The 17,669-nt window shown below is 50.3% G+C and carries 12 protein-coding genes; 7 read left to right on the top strand and 5 right to left on the bottom strand.

Features of this window, described 5'->3' with window-relative positions:
- Positions 1-126 precede the first annotated feature (126 nt).
- The gene (locus tag AC3WQT_RS09455) at positions 127-1,149 is read left to right on the top strand and encodes a LacI family DNA-binding transcriptional regulator (RefSeq protein WP_492703608.1); all 1,023 of its coding nucleotides are present in this window, start codon (positions 127-129) and stop codon (positions 1,147-1,149) included.
- A 113-nt stretch (positions 1,150-1,262) separates the two neighbouring features.
- On the opposite strand, the gene AC3WQT_RS09460 is transcribed toward AC3WQT_RS09455, so the two are convergent.
- A complete protein-coding gene (locus AC3WQT_RS09460) occupies positions 1,263-2,234 on the bottom strand; it encodes a phospholipase A (RefSeq protein WP_492703609.1) in 972 nt (323 codons plus the stop codon).
- A gap of 1,238 nt (positions 2,235-3,472) precedes the next feature.
- Between AC3WQT_RS09460 and AC3WQT_RS09465 the strand changes: the two genes are divergently transcribed.
- The 6 genes from AC3WQT_RS09465 to AC3WQT_RS09490 all read left to right on the top strand — a co-directional run bounded on the left by AC3WQT_RS09465 (position 3,473) and on the right by AC3WQT_RS09490 (position 11,148).
- Positions 3,473-4,102, top strand: a complete 630-nt coding sequence (locus AC3WQT_RS09465; RefSeq protein WP_492703610.1) for a TetR/AcrR family transcriptional regulator — start codon at positions 3,473-3,475, stop codon at positions 4,100-4,102.
- Between the two features lie 285 nt (positions 4,103-4,387).
- Positions 4,388-5,554, top strand: coding sequence for an efflux RND transporter periplasmic adaptor subunit (locus AC3WQT_RS09470; RefSeq protein WP_492703611.1), 1,167 nt, complete (start codon positions 4,388-4,390; stop codon positions 5,552-5,554).
- A gap of 2 nt (positions 5,555-5,556) precedes the next feature.
- Complete coding sequence (locus tag AC3WQT_RS09475; RefSeq protein WP_492703612.1) at positions 5,557-8,757, top strand: efflux RND transporter permease subunit; 3,201 nt, start codon at positions 5,557-5,559, stop codon at positions 8,755-8,757.
- A gap of 40 nt (positions 8,758-8,797) precedes the next feature.
- Positions 8,798-9,448, top strand: a complete 651-nt coding sequence (locus AC3WQT_RS09480) for a protein-L-isoaspartate O-methyltransferase family protein (protein WP_492703613.1) — start codon at positions 8,798-8,800, stop codon at positions 9,446-9,448.
- Between the two features lie 27 nt (positions 9,449-9,475).
- A complete protein-coding gene (locus tag AC3WQT_RS09485) occupies positions 9,476-9,799 on the top strand; it encodes a rhodanese-like domain-containing protein (RefSeq protein WP_492703614.1) in 324 nt (107 codons plus the stop codon).
- A gap of 23 nt (positions 9,800-9,822) precedes the next feature.
- Positions 9,823-11,148 carry a TolC family outer membrane protein gene (locus AC3WQT_RS09490; protein ID WP_492703615.1) on the top strand — a complete coding sequence of 442 codons (1,326 nt, stop codon included), beginning with the start codon at positions 9,823-9,825 and terminating at the stop codon, positions 11,146-11,148.
- Positions 11,149-11,244: 96 nt separating this feature from the next.
- On the opposite strand, the gene AC3WQT_RS09495 is transcribed toward AC3WQT_RS09490, so the two are convergent.
- From AC3WQT_RS09495 to AC3WQT_RS09510, 4 genes are all read right to left on the bottom strand, one after another.
- Positions 11,245-12,054 carry a metal-dependent hydrolase gene (locus tag AC3WQT_RS09495; RefSeq protein WP_492703616.1) on the bottom strand — a complete coding sequence of 270 codons (810 nt, stop codon included), beginning with the start codon at positions 12,052-12,054 and terminating at the stop codon, positions 11,245-11,247.
- Between the two features lie 133 nt (positions 12,055-12,187).
- Positions 12,188-13,063 carry an AraC family transcriptional regulator gene (locus tag AC3WQT_RS09500; RefSeq protein ID WP_492703617.1) on the bottom strand — a complete coding sequence of 292 codons (876 nt, stop codon included), beginning with the start codon at positions 13,061-13,063 and terminating at the stop codon, positions 12,188-12,190.
- Positions 13,064-13,234: 171 nt separating this feature from the next.
- On the bottom strand, positions 13,235-15,334 hold the full coding sequence (locus tag AC3WQT_RS09505; protein ID WP_492703654.1) for a TonB-dependent receptor plug domain-containing protein: 2,100 nt from the start codon (positions 15,332-15,334) through the stop codon (positions 13,235-13,237).
- Between the two features lie 166 nt (positions 15,335-15,500).
- Positions 15,501-17,618 (bottom strand): TonB-dependent receptor plug domain-containing protein, encoded by a 2,118-nt coding sequence (locus tag AC3WQT_RS09510; protein WP_492703618.1) that lies wholly within the window; start codon positions 17,616-17,618, stop codon positions 15,501-15,503.
- Positions 17,619-17,669 lie beyond the last annotated feature (51 nt).

The raw sequence follows: 17,669 nt of genomic DNA on the forward strand, positions 1-17,669 counted from the left end.
CTGGCAAGGTAAAACCAAAGCGCAAGCACAAAAATCCATGATATGCTAATTGTGAAAAGCTTTTCACTGAATTGTGAAGATAAGTTGTCAATACTAAAATAATTACCCTGCTTGGGAAGGCATTGCGTGGTTGAGAGAACGAAAAGAAAAAACGAGCCAGTCACCTTATTGGATGTTGCGCGTGAGGCGGGTGTGTCGCCCAGCACGGTATCGCGCATCCTGAACGGCACGGCCAAGGTCTCTGATGACAAGCGCAAGGCAGTAGAAACTGCCATTGCAGAAATGAAGTTCGAGCCCAATCAATTGGCGCAAGGGCTGAAAAGTGGTCGCTCCATGACCATAGGCATCGTCGTGCAGGATATTTCCAGCCCCTTCTTTGACGAAACCCTGCACGGGGTTGATGATGGCTTGAAAGGCACAGGCTATGCGTCGGTGATCGTCAGTGGGCACTGGAATGCCGATGAAGAAGCTGCACGCATCAAGCTTTTGCTGGCCCGTAAAGTGGATGGCATCATCTTGCTGTCTGGCCGTATCGCTGACAAAAAAGTGCTGGAATTCGCCCTCGACAAACCCATAGTGGCTACTGGCCGCAGCTTGAACAGCAAGACTGCAGTTGGCTTCAAGCTCGATAACGTTCATGGGGCGTACCTGGCAACCCGGCATTTGATAGAACTGGGTCACAGGCGCATCGCTTTTGTTACTGGGCCGGCAAACAATACTGATGCAGCCGAACGACAAGAGGGCTATCAAAAAGCCTTGCGTGAAGCCAATATTCCATTTGAAAAGAACCTTGTGGCTGAAGGTAATTTCCATGAAGCCAGTGGCCTGCTGGCGATTAACCGCTTGCTGGAAACCCAGCAGCAATTCAGCGCCGTTTTTGCAGCTAACGATCTTTCTGCCTATGGCGTCAGGCTGGGTTTGTATCGCAAGGGCATACGTGTGCCGGAAGATATCTCCCTGATAGGTTTCGATGACTTACCTAGCTCACTGTATACCACGCCACCGCTGACCACCATACACCAACCCCTGTATGACATGGGCTTGCTTGCCACCAAGACCCTGCTAGGTCTGATAGCTGGTAATGAAGTCGATACGACTTTGCCGGGTCTGGAACTGATTGCCAGGGAAACCACCAGACGGATACGTTAAGTAGGGAAGGTGTGCTGGACATATCTTTGCGGCAGTAAAACATGTAAAAGATATGTCTGCATGGCTGTTCATCTGTAAATAATGTACAGCCATGTAGAGACAACACGCAGCAATCAGAAATCAACCATGAATCCCGCACCGATTGATTTTTGCGAATAATTATAGTCAATCAGGCTCTGACCATATCCCGAGAACATCTGGAAATAAGCCTTCAGATTGGTAGTAATAGGCATAGCGAGGCTGGCTTGTAATGCACCATGGCCGGTATTGAAATTGCGGCGTGCGGTCAGGGAAAATTCGCGCCCGCCTTTTTCGCGATATGTGGCATGTATGTCGCCATGCCCCAAGTAATCAACGATATCGATATTGTCGTTATCTGACCTGGCATTATCAAGACGACGCCAGACTCTGGTGCTGATTGAGAAATTGCCGTGTTCAACACCCAGCTCAGCATAGATGCGGTTCCAACTGCGTGATAAAGTCGAGGTCTGACCATTTGACTGATGTACCAGGCCAAAATTAAGGTATCGGATATTGAAATCACCTATGCTTTTATTGACAGGGATCATTGCCATGGCTTCTGGCTGGTAATTGGTCTCGCGGAAAGGGCTGGATGCACTGCGGTTATACGCCTGCCAAAAACTTTGCTGGGTGTAGGCCACCCACACATCAACAGGCGAGCTACCCACTTCTTCAGCCAGTTTCATTTTCATGCTCAGTTGATAAGTCAATTCTACATGCTTGGATTTGACGCCGGCAGGTGTGACGTTCTTGAACGGTTCATCGTTCGAGGCATTGCTGTAATTTGCCACCAGCAGATAATTATCATGATGAGGCCGAAACACGAATTTGCCGCGCTTGGATGCTTCATCGAGTTCCCAGCGTTGCACCATGCGCGACATTTCGGGTGCTGCTTCTGGTGGCTTTTCAGGTGCCACGGTCTCTTTCAAATCTTGCAGAGCTTCTGCCTTGGCAATTGGTTTGTCGGCCTCCACTGGGGTAGAGGCCTTGGCGAGGGCATCAAAGCAACTAAGACGGACACTCGCGTCGCCGAGCACGGAACAACGCAGCATTTGTTGTTCCATCTCGCTAGCCTGTGCCTGGCTAAATAACGCAGGCGAAAGTATAAACAGAGGTAATATTATTTTTTTGAGGTGAGCGGGCATATGCGCTTTAACTGTCAAGTTGCGAGTCGGTAACACATCGCGTGGTTAAGTTAACCAGTCGATATGCTTGTTTTATTAGAACTCATTTCATAAATAGGGTGAGATGCGTTTGCCCCATAACGTGGGCTGGCAAGGGTAAAGCAGGGGTATCGTGTGGTCCACATTGGGCAACATGTTGCACGTCTGCGTACGATGTGCGCTTACCAGCGCACATGCGTCCTGCAAGGAGACAAGGCAGTGAGGCAAACCCTTCGGGAACTGACGATTTGGGCGCATAGCAGCGTTGCGCCCTTTACTAAGGCAGGAGTTTTAGCTGCACGGGGTACGCACCCGAGGCCTTGCATTGCATCCCAAATCGTCTTGTTCGCACTCACCCTATTTATGAAATGAGCTCTATTGACGAGGATAAGTGGGCTTCGTCAAGTCGTATGTTCGGTAGCAAACATAATTCTGGCTAATTGCTGACTGCATAATTAAATGCACAAAAACAGACGGATGAAAATTTGAATTCGCGATTTATTGTGAGCAGAGTCGTTTCGATGGCTTTCCGCATTAGTTGCCGATTTGAGGAAAAAATCAATGATGGTGACAAGCTTATAGAGGAGTTCTAAGAAACGAGCAATGATGGAAACAAATCCGCAACATGAGCCATCCTGCCTGCTAATGCAAAATAAGTCCTAAAAATAACTGACTGCTTTAAGAAGTTTTGGCTAATAAAATTTCTCGCAAATTGACGGGCTTTCTTTGTATTTTCTAAAGGCCGGCTGTTATATATCTGCAGCCTGTTCCGAAATTCTTATGTTTGATCTACTAAATTTTGCATCCTGTCGCATAGCGATTGTAATAAGTGAAGCTGCTAGGCAAAGTAGCTGAAGATCAGTTGGGAATGTAGGTATAGCAAAATTTCAAAGCCAGCTCAATTTGCATGATAGATGCAATGGCTTCTAATTTGTGGTTGCTTAATAAGCATCTCCGGATGGTTTCAACTGCAGACTAGCGATTGTTTAAGGTTTTATTGTTTGACTATTGCTTGATATTTAAGAATTTACTGTTTCGTTCAAGACTTTATTCGGACGTAACAAGTGTTTATCTTGACGCTGATCTGGGCGCAGACTATATTACTGACTCAAAAGTAAGTTAATTGAGTTGTTGCTAATATGTCATGTCCTTTTAAGCCCAAGTGGGAGCGCCGCAAGGATGCACGCCCGCAAGAATTACTCGCTGCTGCCCTCGATTTATTTGTTGAGCGCGGTTTCGCGGCAACACGTCTGGACGACGTGGCGCGTGCTGCCGGTGTCTCCAAGGGGACTTTGTACCTGTATTTCTGCAGTAAGGAAGAGTTGTTCAAGGCTGTAGTCAGGGAAAGCATCGTTCCCCTGATAGGTGAGGCTGAGGGTGTCATTGATCAGTTTGAAGGAGGGAGTGAAGAATTATTCCGCCTCATCATGACTACCTGGTGGGGCAGTGTAGGTAAAAACAAATTGTCTGGCCTGCCCAAGCTGATGATGGCAGAAGCCGGCAATTTTCCTGAACTGGCCAGGTTTTACCAGGAAGAGGTCATCGACCGTGGTGAAAACCTGGTCGTGAAGATGCTAAAGCGCGGTATGGCGCGCGGGGATATACGGGAAGTGAATCTGGAAATCGATTCCCGGCTCTTGATTGCGCCGATGATCATGATGATGATCTGGAAACATTCGCAAGGAGTTTGCAAGGTAGATCCAGATCAGCTCGATACCTATATTGAGCACTATATAGAGATGGCCCTGCATAGTTTGTTGAAAAAATAGATTTCTTAGAACGTGTTTACGATCTGTAGCGAGCGGGCGTCAGCGGGGTGAAGAGCAGCGCAAAAAGCGGAATGTACTTCTAGTACATGAGCATTTTGAGCAGCACATGAGCCCCGATCACGCTCGCGCAGTAAGATCGTAGGCAGGTTTTTACTTATTGGAGAGTATGCGCTGCTTGACCCTCACCTTGTGTCAGGCTTTAAAGTCAGGGTTTCTTATGACCTGGACAGTTTATTGACCGTCTTAGCCCCCAGGTCCTGAAACAATTACTTTTGGAAAACAATCATGTTAAAGCGCAAGACTTTCTGGATCATTGCTGTCGTGCTGTTGCTGGCTACAGGCATGATAGTCATGAAAAAAAAATCTCAGGGTAATGTCGTTCAGGCATCAGCCACTGCATCGGCAAGTTCAGTAGCGGTGTCTGGGCAAGCAACTCCTGCAGTGCTGGAATTTTTACCTGCCGACATCGTAGAAGTTGGCAACACAGAAGTCAGAAAACTCCTGGCCTTGTCAGGGGCTTTGCGGGCCATCAATCAGGCAGCTGTCAAAGCCAGGGTGGCTGGTGATATTACCGAAGTGCTGGTGCGTGAAGGCGAGGCCGTACAGGCTGGCCAAGTCCTGATCAAGATGGACAGCAGTGATTATCTGGCGCGACAAGAGCAAGCTAAAGGCGCTTTGTCCGCTGCCCAGGGACAAATGGAAATCGCCCGTCTGGCGCGCGACAATAACAAAGCTTTGCTGGAAAAAAGTTTTATTTCCAAAAATGCCTACGACAATACCAACAGCCAGTATGCCATTGCCCTGGCCAATGTAGACAGTGCCAAAGCTGCGTTGAATGTTGCGCAAAAAGCGCTGGCAGATACTGTCATACGCGCGCCCATTTCAGGGATGATCAGCAACCGCATGGTGCAACCTGGCGAAAAGATTTCGCCAGATAATCGTTTACTGGATGTCGTTGATTTACGCATGCTGGAAATGGAAGCACCGGTGCCAACGCAGGATATTGCCAGCATCAAAATTGGTCAGGCCGTGCAACTGAAAATAGAAGGTGTGCCAGCAGTTGTCGATGGCAAGGTAGTGCGTATCAACCCGGCCACAACAGCAGGTTCACGCTCCATCATGACCTATGTGCAGGTAGCAAATCCAGAGGCTATTTTGCGTGCTGGCATGTTTGGTGAAGCGCAACTGGTGGTTGATAAAAAATCTGAAGTATTGACCGTGCCTGATACTGCCATACAGTACGAAGCTGAACAGGCTTTCGTGTATGCGATAGAAAACAATGTCTTGCAACAAAAGCCGGTGAAGCTGGGCCTGCGTGGCGAAAGCCAGGGCAAGCCTGTGGTTGAGGTAGTTTCTGGCCTTGCACCGCAAGCAAAGATAGTCAAAGCAAATCTGGGTCGCCTGCGTGCAGGCGTGGCTGTGAAGCTGATTACAACGACAGGCAAGGTGTAATCATGTGGTTCACACGTATCAGCATAGGCAACCCGGTGCTGGCGACCATGATGATGGTGGCCTTTGTGGTGCTGGGTTTGTTCTCTTACAAACGTTTGCGGGTAGACCAGTTCCCCGATATTACTTTTCCTGTGGTGGTGATCCAGACCGATTATCCCGGTGCAGCGCCTGAGACCATAGAGTCCGACATCACCCGCAAGGTTGAAGAGACTGTCAATACCATCAACGGTATCAGCGCCCTGACTTCGCGTTCTTACGAAGGCACCTCTGTCGTCATTCTGGAGTTTGACCTGACCGTTGATCCTGCACAGGCAGCACAGGATGTGCGTGAAAAAGTGGCCCTCATCAAGGCAGGCTTTCGCAAAGAAGTCAAAGAACCAAGGGTGACTCGTTATGACCCTTCTGACAAACCCATCTTCTCGGTCTCGGTGACGAATGACGACAAGATCAAGAAGCGCGATTTCCGTGAACTGACCACCATCGGTGATCAACTGGTGAAAAAGCGTCTGGAAAATGTACGTGGAGTAGGCTCGGTTACCCTGGTCGGTGGCGTCAAGCGCGAAATCAAGATTTATCTCAAGCCTGGTGAAATGGAGTCGTTGGGTCTGGGTGTTGATCAGGTCATCAATGCCTTGCGCAATGAAAACCAGGAGTTGCCTACCGGTGCCATCCGTGCACTCGATAATGAAAAAGTCGTGCAGATACAGGGCCGCATCAAGAACCCGCAAGACTTTGCCCGCATCATCGTCGCCCGCCGCGGTGGCCAGCCGGTACTGCTGTCGCAAGTTGCCAGCGTGGTGGATGGTCAGGAAGAGCAAGAGAGCCTGGCCCTGTACAACGGCCAGCGTACCGTGGCACTGGATATTTTGAAGGCGCAGGGTCAAAACACAATAGAAGTGGCAGATGGCTTGACTGCTGCACTGAAGGCGCTGGAACCGCAATTGCAGGCGCAGTTTCCTGGCGTCAAAGTGCAGGTCATCAAGGATGGTTCACGCCAGATACGTGTAGGTGTTGAGAATGTGCGTCGCACTCTTATCGAAGGTGCAGCACTGACTATATTGATTGTTTTCCTGTTCCTCAATTCATGGCGCTCTACAGTTATCACTGGCCTGACCTTGCCGGTGGCCTTGATAGGCACTTTCCTGTTCATGGACATGTTTGGCTTCACCATCAACATGATCACCTTGATGGCTTTGTCGCTGTGCGTGGGTTTGCTGATTGATGATGCCATCGTCGTGCGTGAAAACATCGTGCGTCATGCTGGAATGAAGGTCAACGGCAAGTTCAAGGATCACCATACGGCAGCGCTGGAAGGTACGGCAGAGATAGGTCTGGCGGTATTGGCGACGACTTTCTCCATCGTTGCCGTGTTCTTGCCTGTGGGTTTCATGGGCGGGATTATCGGCCGCTTTTTCCATCAGTTTGGTATTACCGTCACCGCCGCCGTATTGATTTCCATGTTTGTCTCTTTCACGCTGGACCCTATGCTGTCGTCGATCTGGCCTGATCCGGATGCCCATGGCCATCCTACGGTAGATGAAAACGGCAAGTCCATTCGCAAGGGCTGGTATGCAAATAGCATAGGCCGTGTGCTGGAACAGTTTGAACGTGGCGTGCAATGGTTTTCGCGCGGCTATCAGGTGATGCTGCGCTGGTCGCTCAAGCACCGCATCAAAACCTTGCTGATCGCTGTACTGACTTTTTTCCTGGGCCTGGCAATACCGGGCACAGGTCTGATCGGTTCAGAATTTGTACCGCAGGCTGATTATTCTGAAACGGGCGTCAACTACTACACACCAGTAGGCTCGTCACTGGAATTGACTGAGACCAAGGTGCATCAGGTAGAAGCGGTAGTAAAGGAATTCCCTGAAGTGCTGGATACCTATAGCACAGTGAATACCGGCTCGGCACAGGGCAAGAATTATGTGACCACCTTTATCCGCCTGGTACCACGCAAGGACAGGGCGAGGACGACCAGCCAGATGTCAGTACCACTGCGCACCCGCCTGAGCCAGATAGCCGGTATCACGGTCACGCATATCGGTGCGCTGGATGGCGTAGGTGGTGATAACAAGAATTTGCGTTTCAGTTTGCAGGGCAGTGATCTGGCTGAGCTGGCGAAATTGTCGGAGCTGGTGCAGGACAAATTACGCGCTATTCCTGGCCTGGTGGATCTGGATTCCAGCCTGAAAGCGCAAAAGCCGACGATCTCGGTGCAGCCGCGTCGTGATATTGCTGCTGACCTCGGTGTGGGTGTAGCCCAGATAGGTGGCGCCTTGCGGCCTTTGCTGGCAGGTGAAATCGCCACTACCTGGCGTGCACCGGATGATGAAAACTATGATGTCACCGTGCGCCTGTCACCGAATGACAGGAATAATCCTGAAGATCTTTCGCGCCTGATGCTGAGCAGTACGCAAACCAATGCAGACGGTTCACCAAAAATGGTGCCTTTGCGTCAGGTGGCAGACATCAAGCCATCAACAGGAGCGAACCAGATCAACCGCCGTGACCTCAACCGCGAAGTTGAATTGTCAGCCAATGTGGTGGGCCGCTCAGCTGGTGAAGTTAGTGCCGAGGTCAAAAAAGTGTTGGAAGGCATGCAATGGCAACCTGGCTATCGCTACAAGATGGGTGGTGCCACCAAGAATATGACTGAGTCTTTTGGCTATGCCTTGTCTGCCCTGGCCCTGGCGGTGATTTTCATTTATATGATTTTGGCATCGCAATTCGCCAGTTTCTTGCAACCGATAGCCATCATGTCAGCCTTGCCCATGACTTTGATCGGTGTTTTCCTGGCTTTGATGTTCTTCCGCTCTACGCTGAATATGTTTTCCATCATTGGCTTCATCATGTTGATGGGATTAGTTACCAAAAATGCGATTTTGCTGGTAGATTTTGCTAATCAGGCAAGAAAAGAAGGTATGGACCGCATGGAAGCCTTGCTGGAAGCCGCCCATGTGCGCCTGCGCCCCATCCTGATGACGACGCTGGCGATGGTGTTTGGCATGGTGCCACTGGCATTTGCCTTGTCTGAAGGTTCCGAGCAGCGTGCCCCCATGGGCCAGGCTGTGATAGGCGGGATTATCACGTCTTCATTGCTGACTTTGGTGGTGGTGCCAGTGATTTATACGTATTTGGATGATCTTGGTCTATGGATTACGCAAAAATGGCGCGGTAATCGTCAAACTGCCCAAGCGCTTTGATAAAATGCCGTTTCCATCAATTTTGCAATCGAGTATAGAAATGAATATCGAAAAAGCACGCTTCAACATGATAGAGCAACAAATCCGCCCCTGGAATGTGTTGAACCAGGAAGTACTGGATATGCTGATTGTGGTTAAACGCGAAGATTATTTCCCGGCAGAACAAAAAAGCCTGGCGTTCTTTGATACTGAATTACCTTTGCCCGATGGCAGCAAGGCCATGACACCCAAGCTGGAAGCGCGCATCCTGCAAGAGCTGGCGTTGAAGAAACAGGAAAATGTCTTGCTGGTAGGTGCTGGCACTGGTTATCTGGCGGCCTTGCTGGCTTACTCTGCCCGTCACGTGACTGTGCTGGAATCATCCAAAGTTTTGCATGAACTGGCGACCGGCAATCTGCATCGCAATCATGTCAGCAATGTCGATGTGGTTCTGGCGGATGCCTTCAGTGATAAAAATACTGGCAGCTATGATGCCATCGTCATTGCTGGCGGCCTGGAAGAATTGCCCGAACATTTGCAGCAGCAATTGAATGTGGGTGGCCGCTTGCTGGCTTTCGTCGGACAACTGCCGGCATTGACAGCACAGTTATTCACGCGTACTTCCGCGTCTGCGGTGAACAAGCAAAACCTGTTTGAAACCGTGGTTGAGGCAGCACCAGGTGCCAAGCCGGTTTCACATTTCAGCCTGTAATCCTGAGAACAAAACGGGAGACATGTCATGGAAAACATTACTGCAACAGAGTTGGCGCAATGGTTAAACGATAGTAGTAAAAAAGCCCCGGTTTTACTCGATGTACGGGAACCTTGGGAGTATGAAACTTGTCATATCCCGGGTGTGCAATTGATGCCCATGCAGACAGTGCCAACTCGCTTTCATGAGCTGGAACCGGATGACGTGATTGTCTGTATTTGCCATCACGGCGGGCGCAGTATGCAGGTAGCAAATTTTTTAGAGCGTCAGGGCTATACCCAAACAATTAATCTGACTGGTGGTGTGCATGCATGGGCACAACAAGTTGATACGGGTATGCCCACTTATTAATTTACTTTTTTTCGGAGCCTTACATGCGTAATCCTATTCTTGCCACACTGCTGGCCTCTGCTTTCTTGACGATGAATGCAAATGCGACTGATTTGCTGCAAATATACAAGGATGCTTTGGCAAATGATGCGCAGTATGCAAGTGCCCGCGCCAGCCTGACAGCAGGTCAGGAAAAACCTGTGCAAGGTCGTGCAGGTCTGTTGCCCGGTATCGCTCTGAAAGGTAGTGACACCAAGTCGAGTACCGATGCCGAAAACGACGTGGTTTCCGGTTCCCGCACTTTAAAAGGTGTGACCAATATGTGGACCCTGGCCCTGTCCCAACCCTTGTTCAACTGGGGTAACTGGCAGCAATACGAACAGAGCAAGTTATCCCTGCTGGTCAGCGAAGCGCAGTTTGCACAAGCCAGACAGGATTTGATCTTGCGTGTTGCCCAGGCTTATTTTGATGTACTGGCAGCTCAGGATACGCTGGAAACCTTGCGCGCACAAAAAAGCGCGATCTCCGAACAACTGGCTTCTGCCAAACGCAATTTTGAAGTGGGTACCTCGACTATTACTGATACCCACGAAGCGCAGGCTCGTTATGACCTGGTAACGGCGCAGGAATTTGCCGGTCAGAGTGACTTGCAAGTCAAGCGCGCGGCTCTGCAGCAAATTATCGCCAAGGATGCTGGTGAACTGGCTACCCTGAAAGTTGGCGTCAAACTGAGCGAGCCACAACCAGCTGTGATTGATGACTGGGTATCTTCTGCAGAAAAACAAAATTTTGGTGTGGTGGCTTCGCAAGTGGCAGTAGAAATTGCCAAGCGCGAGATACAAAAAAATCGTGCTGGACACTATCCTACAGTTGATCTGGTCGCCAGCACTGGCCGTACTTCAAATGCAGGCGCAACTAATCCTAACGGTACTGGCGTCGTCAAACCGACTACCATAGGTGTGCAGTGGAATATTCCGATTTTCTCTGGCTTTTCTGTTGACAGCCGTGTCAAGGAAGCGATTGCGCTGGAAGACAAGTCACGCAGTGATTATGAAAACGCCCGCCGTACTGCTGCACAGGGTGCACGCCAGGCATTTGTCGGTGTGAATTCTGGTTTGGCACAGGTGAAAGCCTATGAAGCGGCTGAAATTTCCAGCCAATCCGCACTGGATTCCAACAAGCTTGGTTATCAGGTTGGTGTGCGTATCAACATCGACGTACTGAATGCACAGCAACAGTTGTACACCACGCGTCAGACGCTGGCGAAAGCGCGTTATGACACTATCCTGAATGGCCTGCGTTTGAAATCTGCGGCAGGTACCTTGAAGGAAGACGATCTGGCAGAAGTGAATACTTTGCTGCAGCATTAAGCTAAGCGGTTTGTCAGGACTAGAACTGCGTTCCTGAATGTAATCTCCAAAGAAAAAGCTCGCCGACGGCGAGCTTTTTCTTTGGGCGCAGGCTTTTCAAGATTCAACAGGTTTGCCGATCTCACGGTAAACAGGCTTTTGTTCTGCCAGCCATTGCTCGGTCAGATACAGATTCTCGCGTTCCCAGGGTTGGAAGCCAGGTTTGAAATAAGCCAGGTAATGTGGCAGTGAAAACCACAGCAAGCCACGTGGACGCAGACAATATTTAAGCGCCTGCCACCAGGTCCTGAGTTTGAATAATTGGTCATCGCGATACAGGCAATGCAAGGTTTGCACCGTGGTATCAAAACTGAACAGCATGGTCACATACAAAAACCAGGCTATGCGTCGCAGGTAACCGCCACCTATCGCATGATAAGTGTCAAAGGCCACGGATTTGTGTTTTGTCTCTTCTATGGAATGCCAGGTCCACAAGGTTTTCAACGGTTCTTCTGCATCACCTATCCAGCATGGCTCACTCAATGCACCATCGGCAAAAATGGCGGTGAAGTGCTCATACGCGATCGTGATGGCGAGATTGCTTTTGACGCTGACACTGGCGGCACTGCGTATGCGCCACTTGACGAATGGCTCGATAAAATAGCTCAATCCCTGTGTATTCAAATGCTGATTATATTGTGCATGGATATGGCGGTGACTGGCTTCCTGGCCTATGAAACCCTTGATCTCTTCTTTCAGTTGCTCATCCTTGAGCAAGGGCAGGGCTGCCTTGACGCTGTCGATGAAATATTGCTCACCGAGCGGGAAGCTGAAGGACTGTGCATTGAACAAATGGGTGCGGAAGGTATCACCTCCCAACCAGTGACGTGAGAATCCCTGGGATAAATCGATTTTTAATTGACGCACTTGCAGCGGTTTTCGAATGTTGTTTTTTGTCCTGGCTCATATTCATCACGTTTCTCATGTCTGTAATGAAAAACAGCTTAAATAATTAGCCTGATTCTTACTTGTACCAAAGCGTCAAATTTGTACCGACCCGTCAATCTATCATCAGAAAAAGATTATTGAAGTCTTTATCTGAGATCAGATAAATCCAGTAGGCAGGATCACGGGCACTGATTTTTTGCCTGAGCTGCGCCGGTGGTATGCCTGCCAGTTCCAGATATTCGCGGTGCATGTGCGCCTGGTCGTAATAACCGGCATCCTGGGCAATTTGAGTCAGGTCACCCCAGGCGACATCGGGTTTGATGATGTATGGCAGGGAAAAACCAAATCGGACTATGCGCCTGACATCGCGCAGGGTGACACCAAAATTTTCACGCACTCGTCGTTCCAGTTGCCTTTGGCCTATGCCAAAATACTCGGATAATTCGAGCAAGGGAAAGAAGATTTTTTTGTGGGCTGCCAGAAATGCCGCACCCATACTGCTTCTGGGCCTGTGATCCAGCACATCAAGTAAAAATTCCTGAAATAGTGCAACGATGGTACTGACATCCCGCAGATCATCCAGCGTTTGCAAGAAGGCCTGGACACGCTCTGCGCTTACCAGTTCATGAAAGGGCAGGGCATTCCCCGCAATGCTGGCAACATTGATGCCCGTGGCTTGCTGCAACATGCCAGGGCGAAAACATACTGACAATGCCAGAGATTTTGCTTCATATCGAACGTGCGTAGACTCCATCACAGGGCCGCGTAAAAAGAAGCGCTCGGCGACTATCTCGGATTGATCCTCCTGTATCACTACCCCTCCGCCATGGGCAAACAGCATGATGGCAGGACTTAAGCTGGCAGGTAAAAATGCTTCGCAAGCATCCAGTTCCACCACCATGACATGCATGAGTAATGGGGATAATTTGGGATGGGAAGCAAAAACCTGATAATTGATAGGAGTATGCAAGGTAGTCCGGTTGGTCACTATGTTTCAGAGTCAGGCGCTATTTTACTCAAAGCTTCTGACACTTTGTGATTTCAAACAAGAGTTGGTGAGCACAACTCGTTTTATTTTTGATCGTGAACTGAATTCTGCCTAAACAAACAGGCTTGCCGCTTCGTGCTGCAAAGTTAACGCTCATACATAAAGTGACGATCACATTTTATACATGAGCTGCAGATAAAAACTGCGCTTCGCCAGTGGAATATCATTCGGGATACTGCCCGGCGCAAAACTGGGTTCACGGGCGTCGGCATTTGTCAGATTGCGTATGCTGCCGGATATTTCCCATGCACCGGCATTGGTGCGCAGACTGAGATCAAGAGTCTTGTAGTCAGCCACTGGTGGGCGCAAGTCGCCAACGGTGCGCTTGCGTCCTGCCACCCAGTTGAATTGCGGGCTCAATAACCAGTTTTGTGCAAGTTGCCAGTCGGCGCGTGCGAAGACATGGTGGTGCGGCGCATAACCGGCATCCTGATTGGTGATCTGGTCTGTATTGACTTGATAGCTGTAATTACCGCTTAATCGCAACTGGCGGCCGGCTTGCCAGTTCAATTCCATTTCCATGCCATGCCCTTCCTGGCTATTGGTATTGGCATAGGAGCTGCCAGTTCCTTTGATCGCATTGGGCACGGTGCGTATCAGGTTTTTCATCTTGAACTGGAAAATATTGAATTTTGCCTGCAAGTCACTGCGCGCCTGCCAGATCAGGGCCGCCTCCAGCGTTTTGATGCTCTCAGGTAGTATGGACGGGTTGCCACGCTGGGCTGGATTATTGATGCTGTACAGCTCAGCAAAAGACGGCGCGCGGAAAGCTTCACCATACATGAGTTTGCCGGTCAGGTTATAGGCTGCATCCCACACCAGCGCCAGACGCGGGTTGGTGGTGCTGCCGACATCAGAGTAACGGTCATGCCTGAGCCCTGCGGTCAGGTTCCAGTCGGGAGCGAATTGCCATTCATCCTGAATGTACACATAGTCAATCTTGCGCCGGTGTGGCTCGAGAAATGCCAGCGTGCCGGTATACGTTTGTACTGCCCCTGCTGGTTGGGGTAGCCCAGCCGGGGTAATCAGGAAATTTTTGAATTCATAAGTATCGTACATGTTCAGGTCATCATGCCCGACACCGATACGTAGCTGATGCTCGCGCCAGCCTGAATACATGGCATAGGCCGAAGCACGTATTTGCCGTTCTGAAGTATTTGGTGATCCTATGATGCCATTTGGAAAACTGCCCGTGGGGAAAGTAACACCTGCCGGATACAGCACAAGAGGCATGGGCAGACGCTGCAAGTATTGCACGTAGCTGAGATTGAAGCCCAGGCCCCAGTCCTGTCCTATATGGTTGTCACTCCAGGAGATGTCTGAAGTAAGGCGTTGGCTTTTCAGTTTACCAACCGGGTCGAGGGAAGAAGAAACGCCAGTACCCGTACCTATGTTGTCACGCAAGATGAAATTGCTGCGCCAGCGCCATTTTTCGTAGCTTAAATCAAGATTGGCATCAATTGCATCGTGGCCGTTATTCATGGAGCCAGGTGCCAGGCTGGCATGCGTGCCAAACACGCGGTCCAGCCCGGTTTGTGCATCGGCTTCAATGATGCTGGCACTACCTGTGGTTTTACCTGTCCGCAAATAGGCAGCAAAGTCCATGCTGCCCAATTTTCCGCCATGCTGTATCCAGACATCACGGGTAGAAAATGAACCGGCGGTGACACCAAATTCTGTGCCCTGTATTTCCGTGGAATTTTTGGTGATGATATTGATCACGCCACTATAGGCATCTGCTCCATATAAGGCAGAGCCTGGCCCGCGTATGATTTCTATGCGCGAGATATGCTGCAAGGGGTAGCCTCCCCAGAGTCGTGACCTGTTACCGGTTAGCAGCACCGTCATTGGCACACCGTTTTGCAACACCAGGATTTGCGAATTGAGTTCATTGATAATGCCACGCAATACATAGGCGGAAAAATAGTTGGCACCTATTTTTTCGACATGCATGCCAGCCACGGTTTCCAAAACCTGATCCAGATCAGTAGCCCCCATGGCACGGATATCAGCGGCAGTGATGACACTGGTGACGGCGGGAACCAGTCGCAAGGATTTTTGGCTGCCTGTGGCAATGCTGACGGTCAGCTTGTCGCCATAAATGGCCTTCAGATCATCGTCTTCTTCATTATTGTCTGCACTGGCATGGGCTGCCAGTGAAAATGACAAGAGTATGGCTGTCAGCATGGCTGTATGTGGTGGCAAGTACATCATTCCTCCCGAGGTCAGTCATTGCTTTAATGCATTCATCATAAATCTGCTGGCAAGGACTGTCACCGGTTTCCGCATCCTGCTGCTGAAAGTATCAATGCTTTACAAGTCTCCTGCCATGCAGTGTGGCGGGAATGCCGCATCCTGTCTTGTATTTTTTGTGGAATTACATTTTATACATGACTTGCAGGTAGATGGCTCTGGGTGCCATGGGCAGGTCATTTGGAATGGCCAATCCGGGGGCGATACTGGGTTCACGTATGTCGGCATTGAAGAGGTTACGGACCGTTGCTGTCCATTCCCATTTACCCCTTCCACGCAGCGAACGCAAACTCAGGTCCAGGCTGGTGTAGTCGGCAATAGCGGGGCGTAGATCACCAGCCGTACGGCGGCGGTCTGCTACCCAGTTTACTTGCGGGCTGACGGCCCAGCCGGAACTGATTTGCCAGTCTGCCCTCGCATACAAGTGATGGTGCGGGGCGTAGCCTGCATCGGTTTGCGTGCTTTCATCGACAGAATGTTGATAAGAATAATTAGCCAGCAATTTCAAGTCTTTATTGACATCCCAGCGCAGCTCTGCTTCCAGGCCTTTGCCGTTTTGATTGCCAGTATTGAAGAAAGTCGAACCAGTGCCTGGTGTGGGATTGGCAATTGAGCGAATGATGTCCTGCATGTTGTAGCGGAATACGTTCAGATTCAGCAAGATATCCTTGCTGGCTTGCCAGGAAAGGGCCAGCTCTGTAGTAGCTATGCGCTCAGGTTTCAGGTTCGGATTGCCGTTGGCGACAGGATTGAGTCCACGTGATTCATTGAACGCAGGGGCGCGAAAAGCACGACCATATAAAAACTTGGCGGTCAGATCGTGTCGCGCATCCCAGACAAGAGCCAGGCGGGGATTGGTAGTGCCACCAAAATCGGAATAACGATCATGGCGCAGGCCAGCTGTGATGGTCCAGTCCTTGGCCAGGTTCCATTCATCCTGCAGATACAGGTAATCATTCTGCCTGCGTGTTGGCAATATATGAGGCTGTAGCTGGCTGTAGTCCATGACTGGCCCGGTCGGTATCGGGATGCCGGCAGGGCTCAGCAGGAAATTCTTGATTGTTTGTGTGCGGTACAGATTGGTATCATCATGCCCAAGTCCTATGCGCCACTGATGATCGGCCCAGCCTGTGTAGCTGGCAAAGGCAGACAGACGAAATTGTTTTTCCCAACGTGAAGGACCGCCTATCATTCCATCCGGGAAGACACCAGTAGGTAACCTGGTCCCGGGCGGCAAGAGTTGCAGGCTGCTTTTTTCAGTGTAATACATGAAGCTCAGCGTACTGCCCAGTGCCCAGTCCTGTGCAAAAGCCGGGTCCGTCCAGGACAGGTCAGAAGTCAGTCTTTCTGTCGTCGCCGTATCACCACCAAAATCAAGTGCCGAAGATACTCCTGCGCCAGTCTGCATATTCGTCCTGCTCAATAAACTGGAGCGCCAGCGCCAGTTACCCATGCTGACATCCAGATTCGCATCGACAGGATTGAGGCCGGTATGTACGCTGCCTGGTGCCAGGCTGGCATGGGTAGCAAACAGTTTGTCATTCCTGGACTGGGCATCAGCCGTCAAGACTTCTTTCTGACCATCTGTGGCGCCGACGCGCAGGTAAGCGGCGAGCTTGAATGGACCCCATTGCCCGCCATGCAATACCCAGGCATCACGGGTGCGGAAAGAGCCCAGGCCAGCTCCCGCAAAAGTGCCAGCTATTTCGTCGGCTGTCTTGGTGATGATATTGATGACGCCGGAATAGGCATCTGCGCCATACAAGGCAGAACCTGGACCGCGTATGACTTCAATCCGGGAGACATTTTCAACCGAAATGGCATGCCACAGCATTTGTCCCTTGTCACCAGTGTACGAGGTAGTCATGGGTATGCCGTTTTGCAATACCAGCATGTGCGGGTTAGTGACACCGCCACCACCTATGCCACGCATGATGTACGCCGGAAAATATAAAATGGCAGCATGACTGACATGCATACCGGGTATGGTCTCCAGCACCTGGTCGATGTCGGTGAAACCCTGTGCGCGTATATCCTCTGCCGTTATAACCGAAGCCACGGCAGGTGCCCGCCGCAGGCTTTGAGGTTTGCCTGTGGCGATGCTGATCATGGATTTGTCACCATATACCAGAGCCAGGTCTTCTTCTTCATTGGAGTCAGCCGCCAATACACTATGGCTTAGCAACAGCAAGGGTAAGATAACGCAAAGAGGCAGGCGTGACAGCGAAGGCAGAAGGGACATGGTTTTATTTTTTATTCTGAAACACATCGAGTCCAGAATAATTCAGTCGAA

The sequence above is a fragment of the Undibacterium sp. FW305-107 genome, assembly GCF_058788535.1.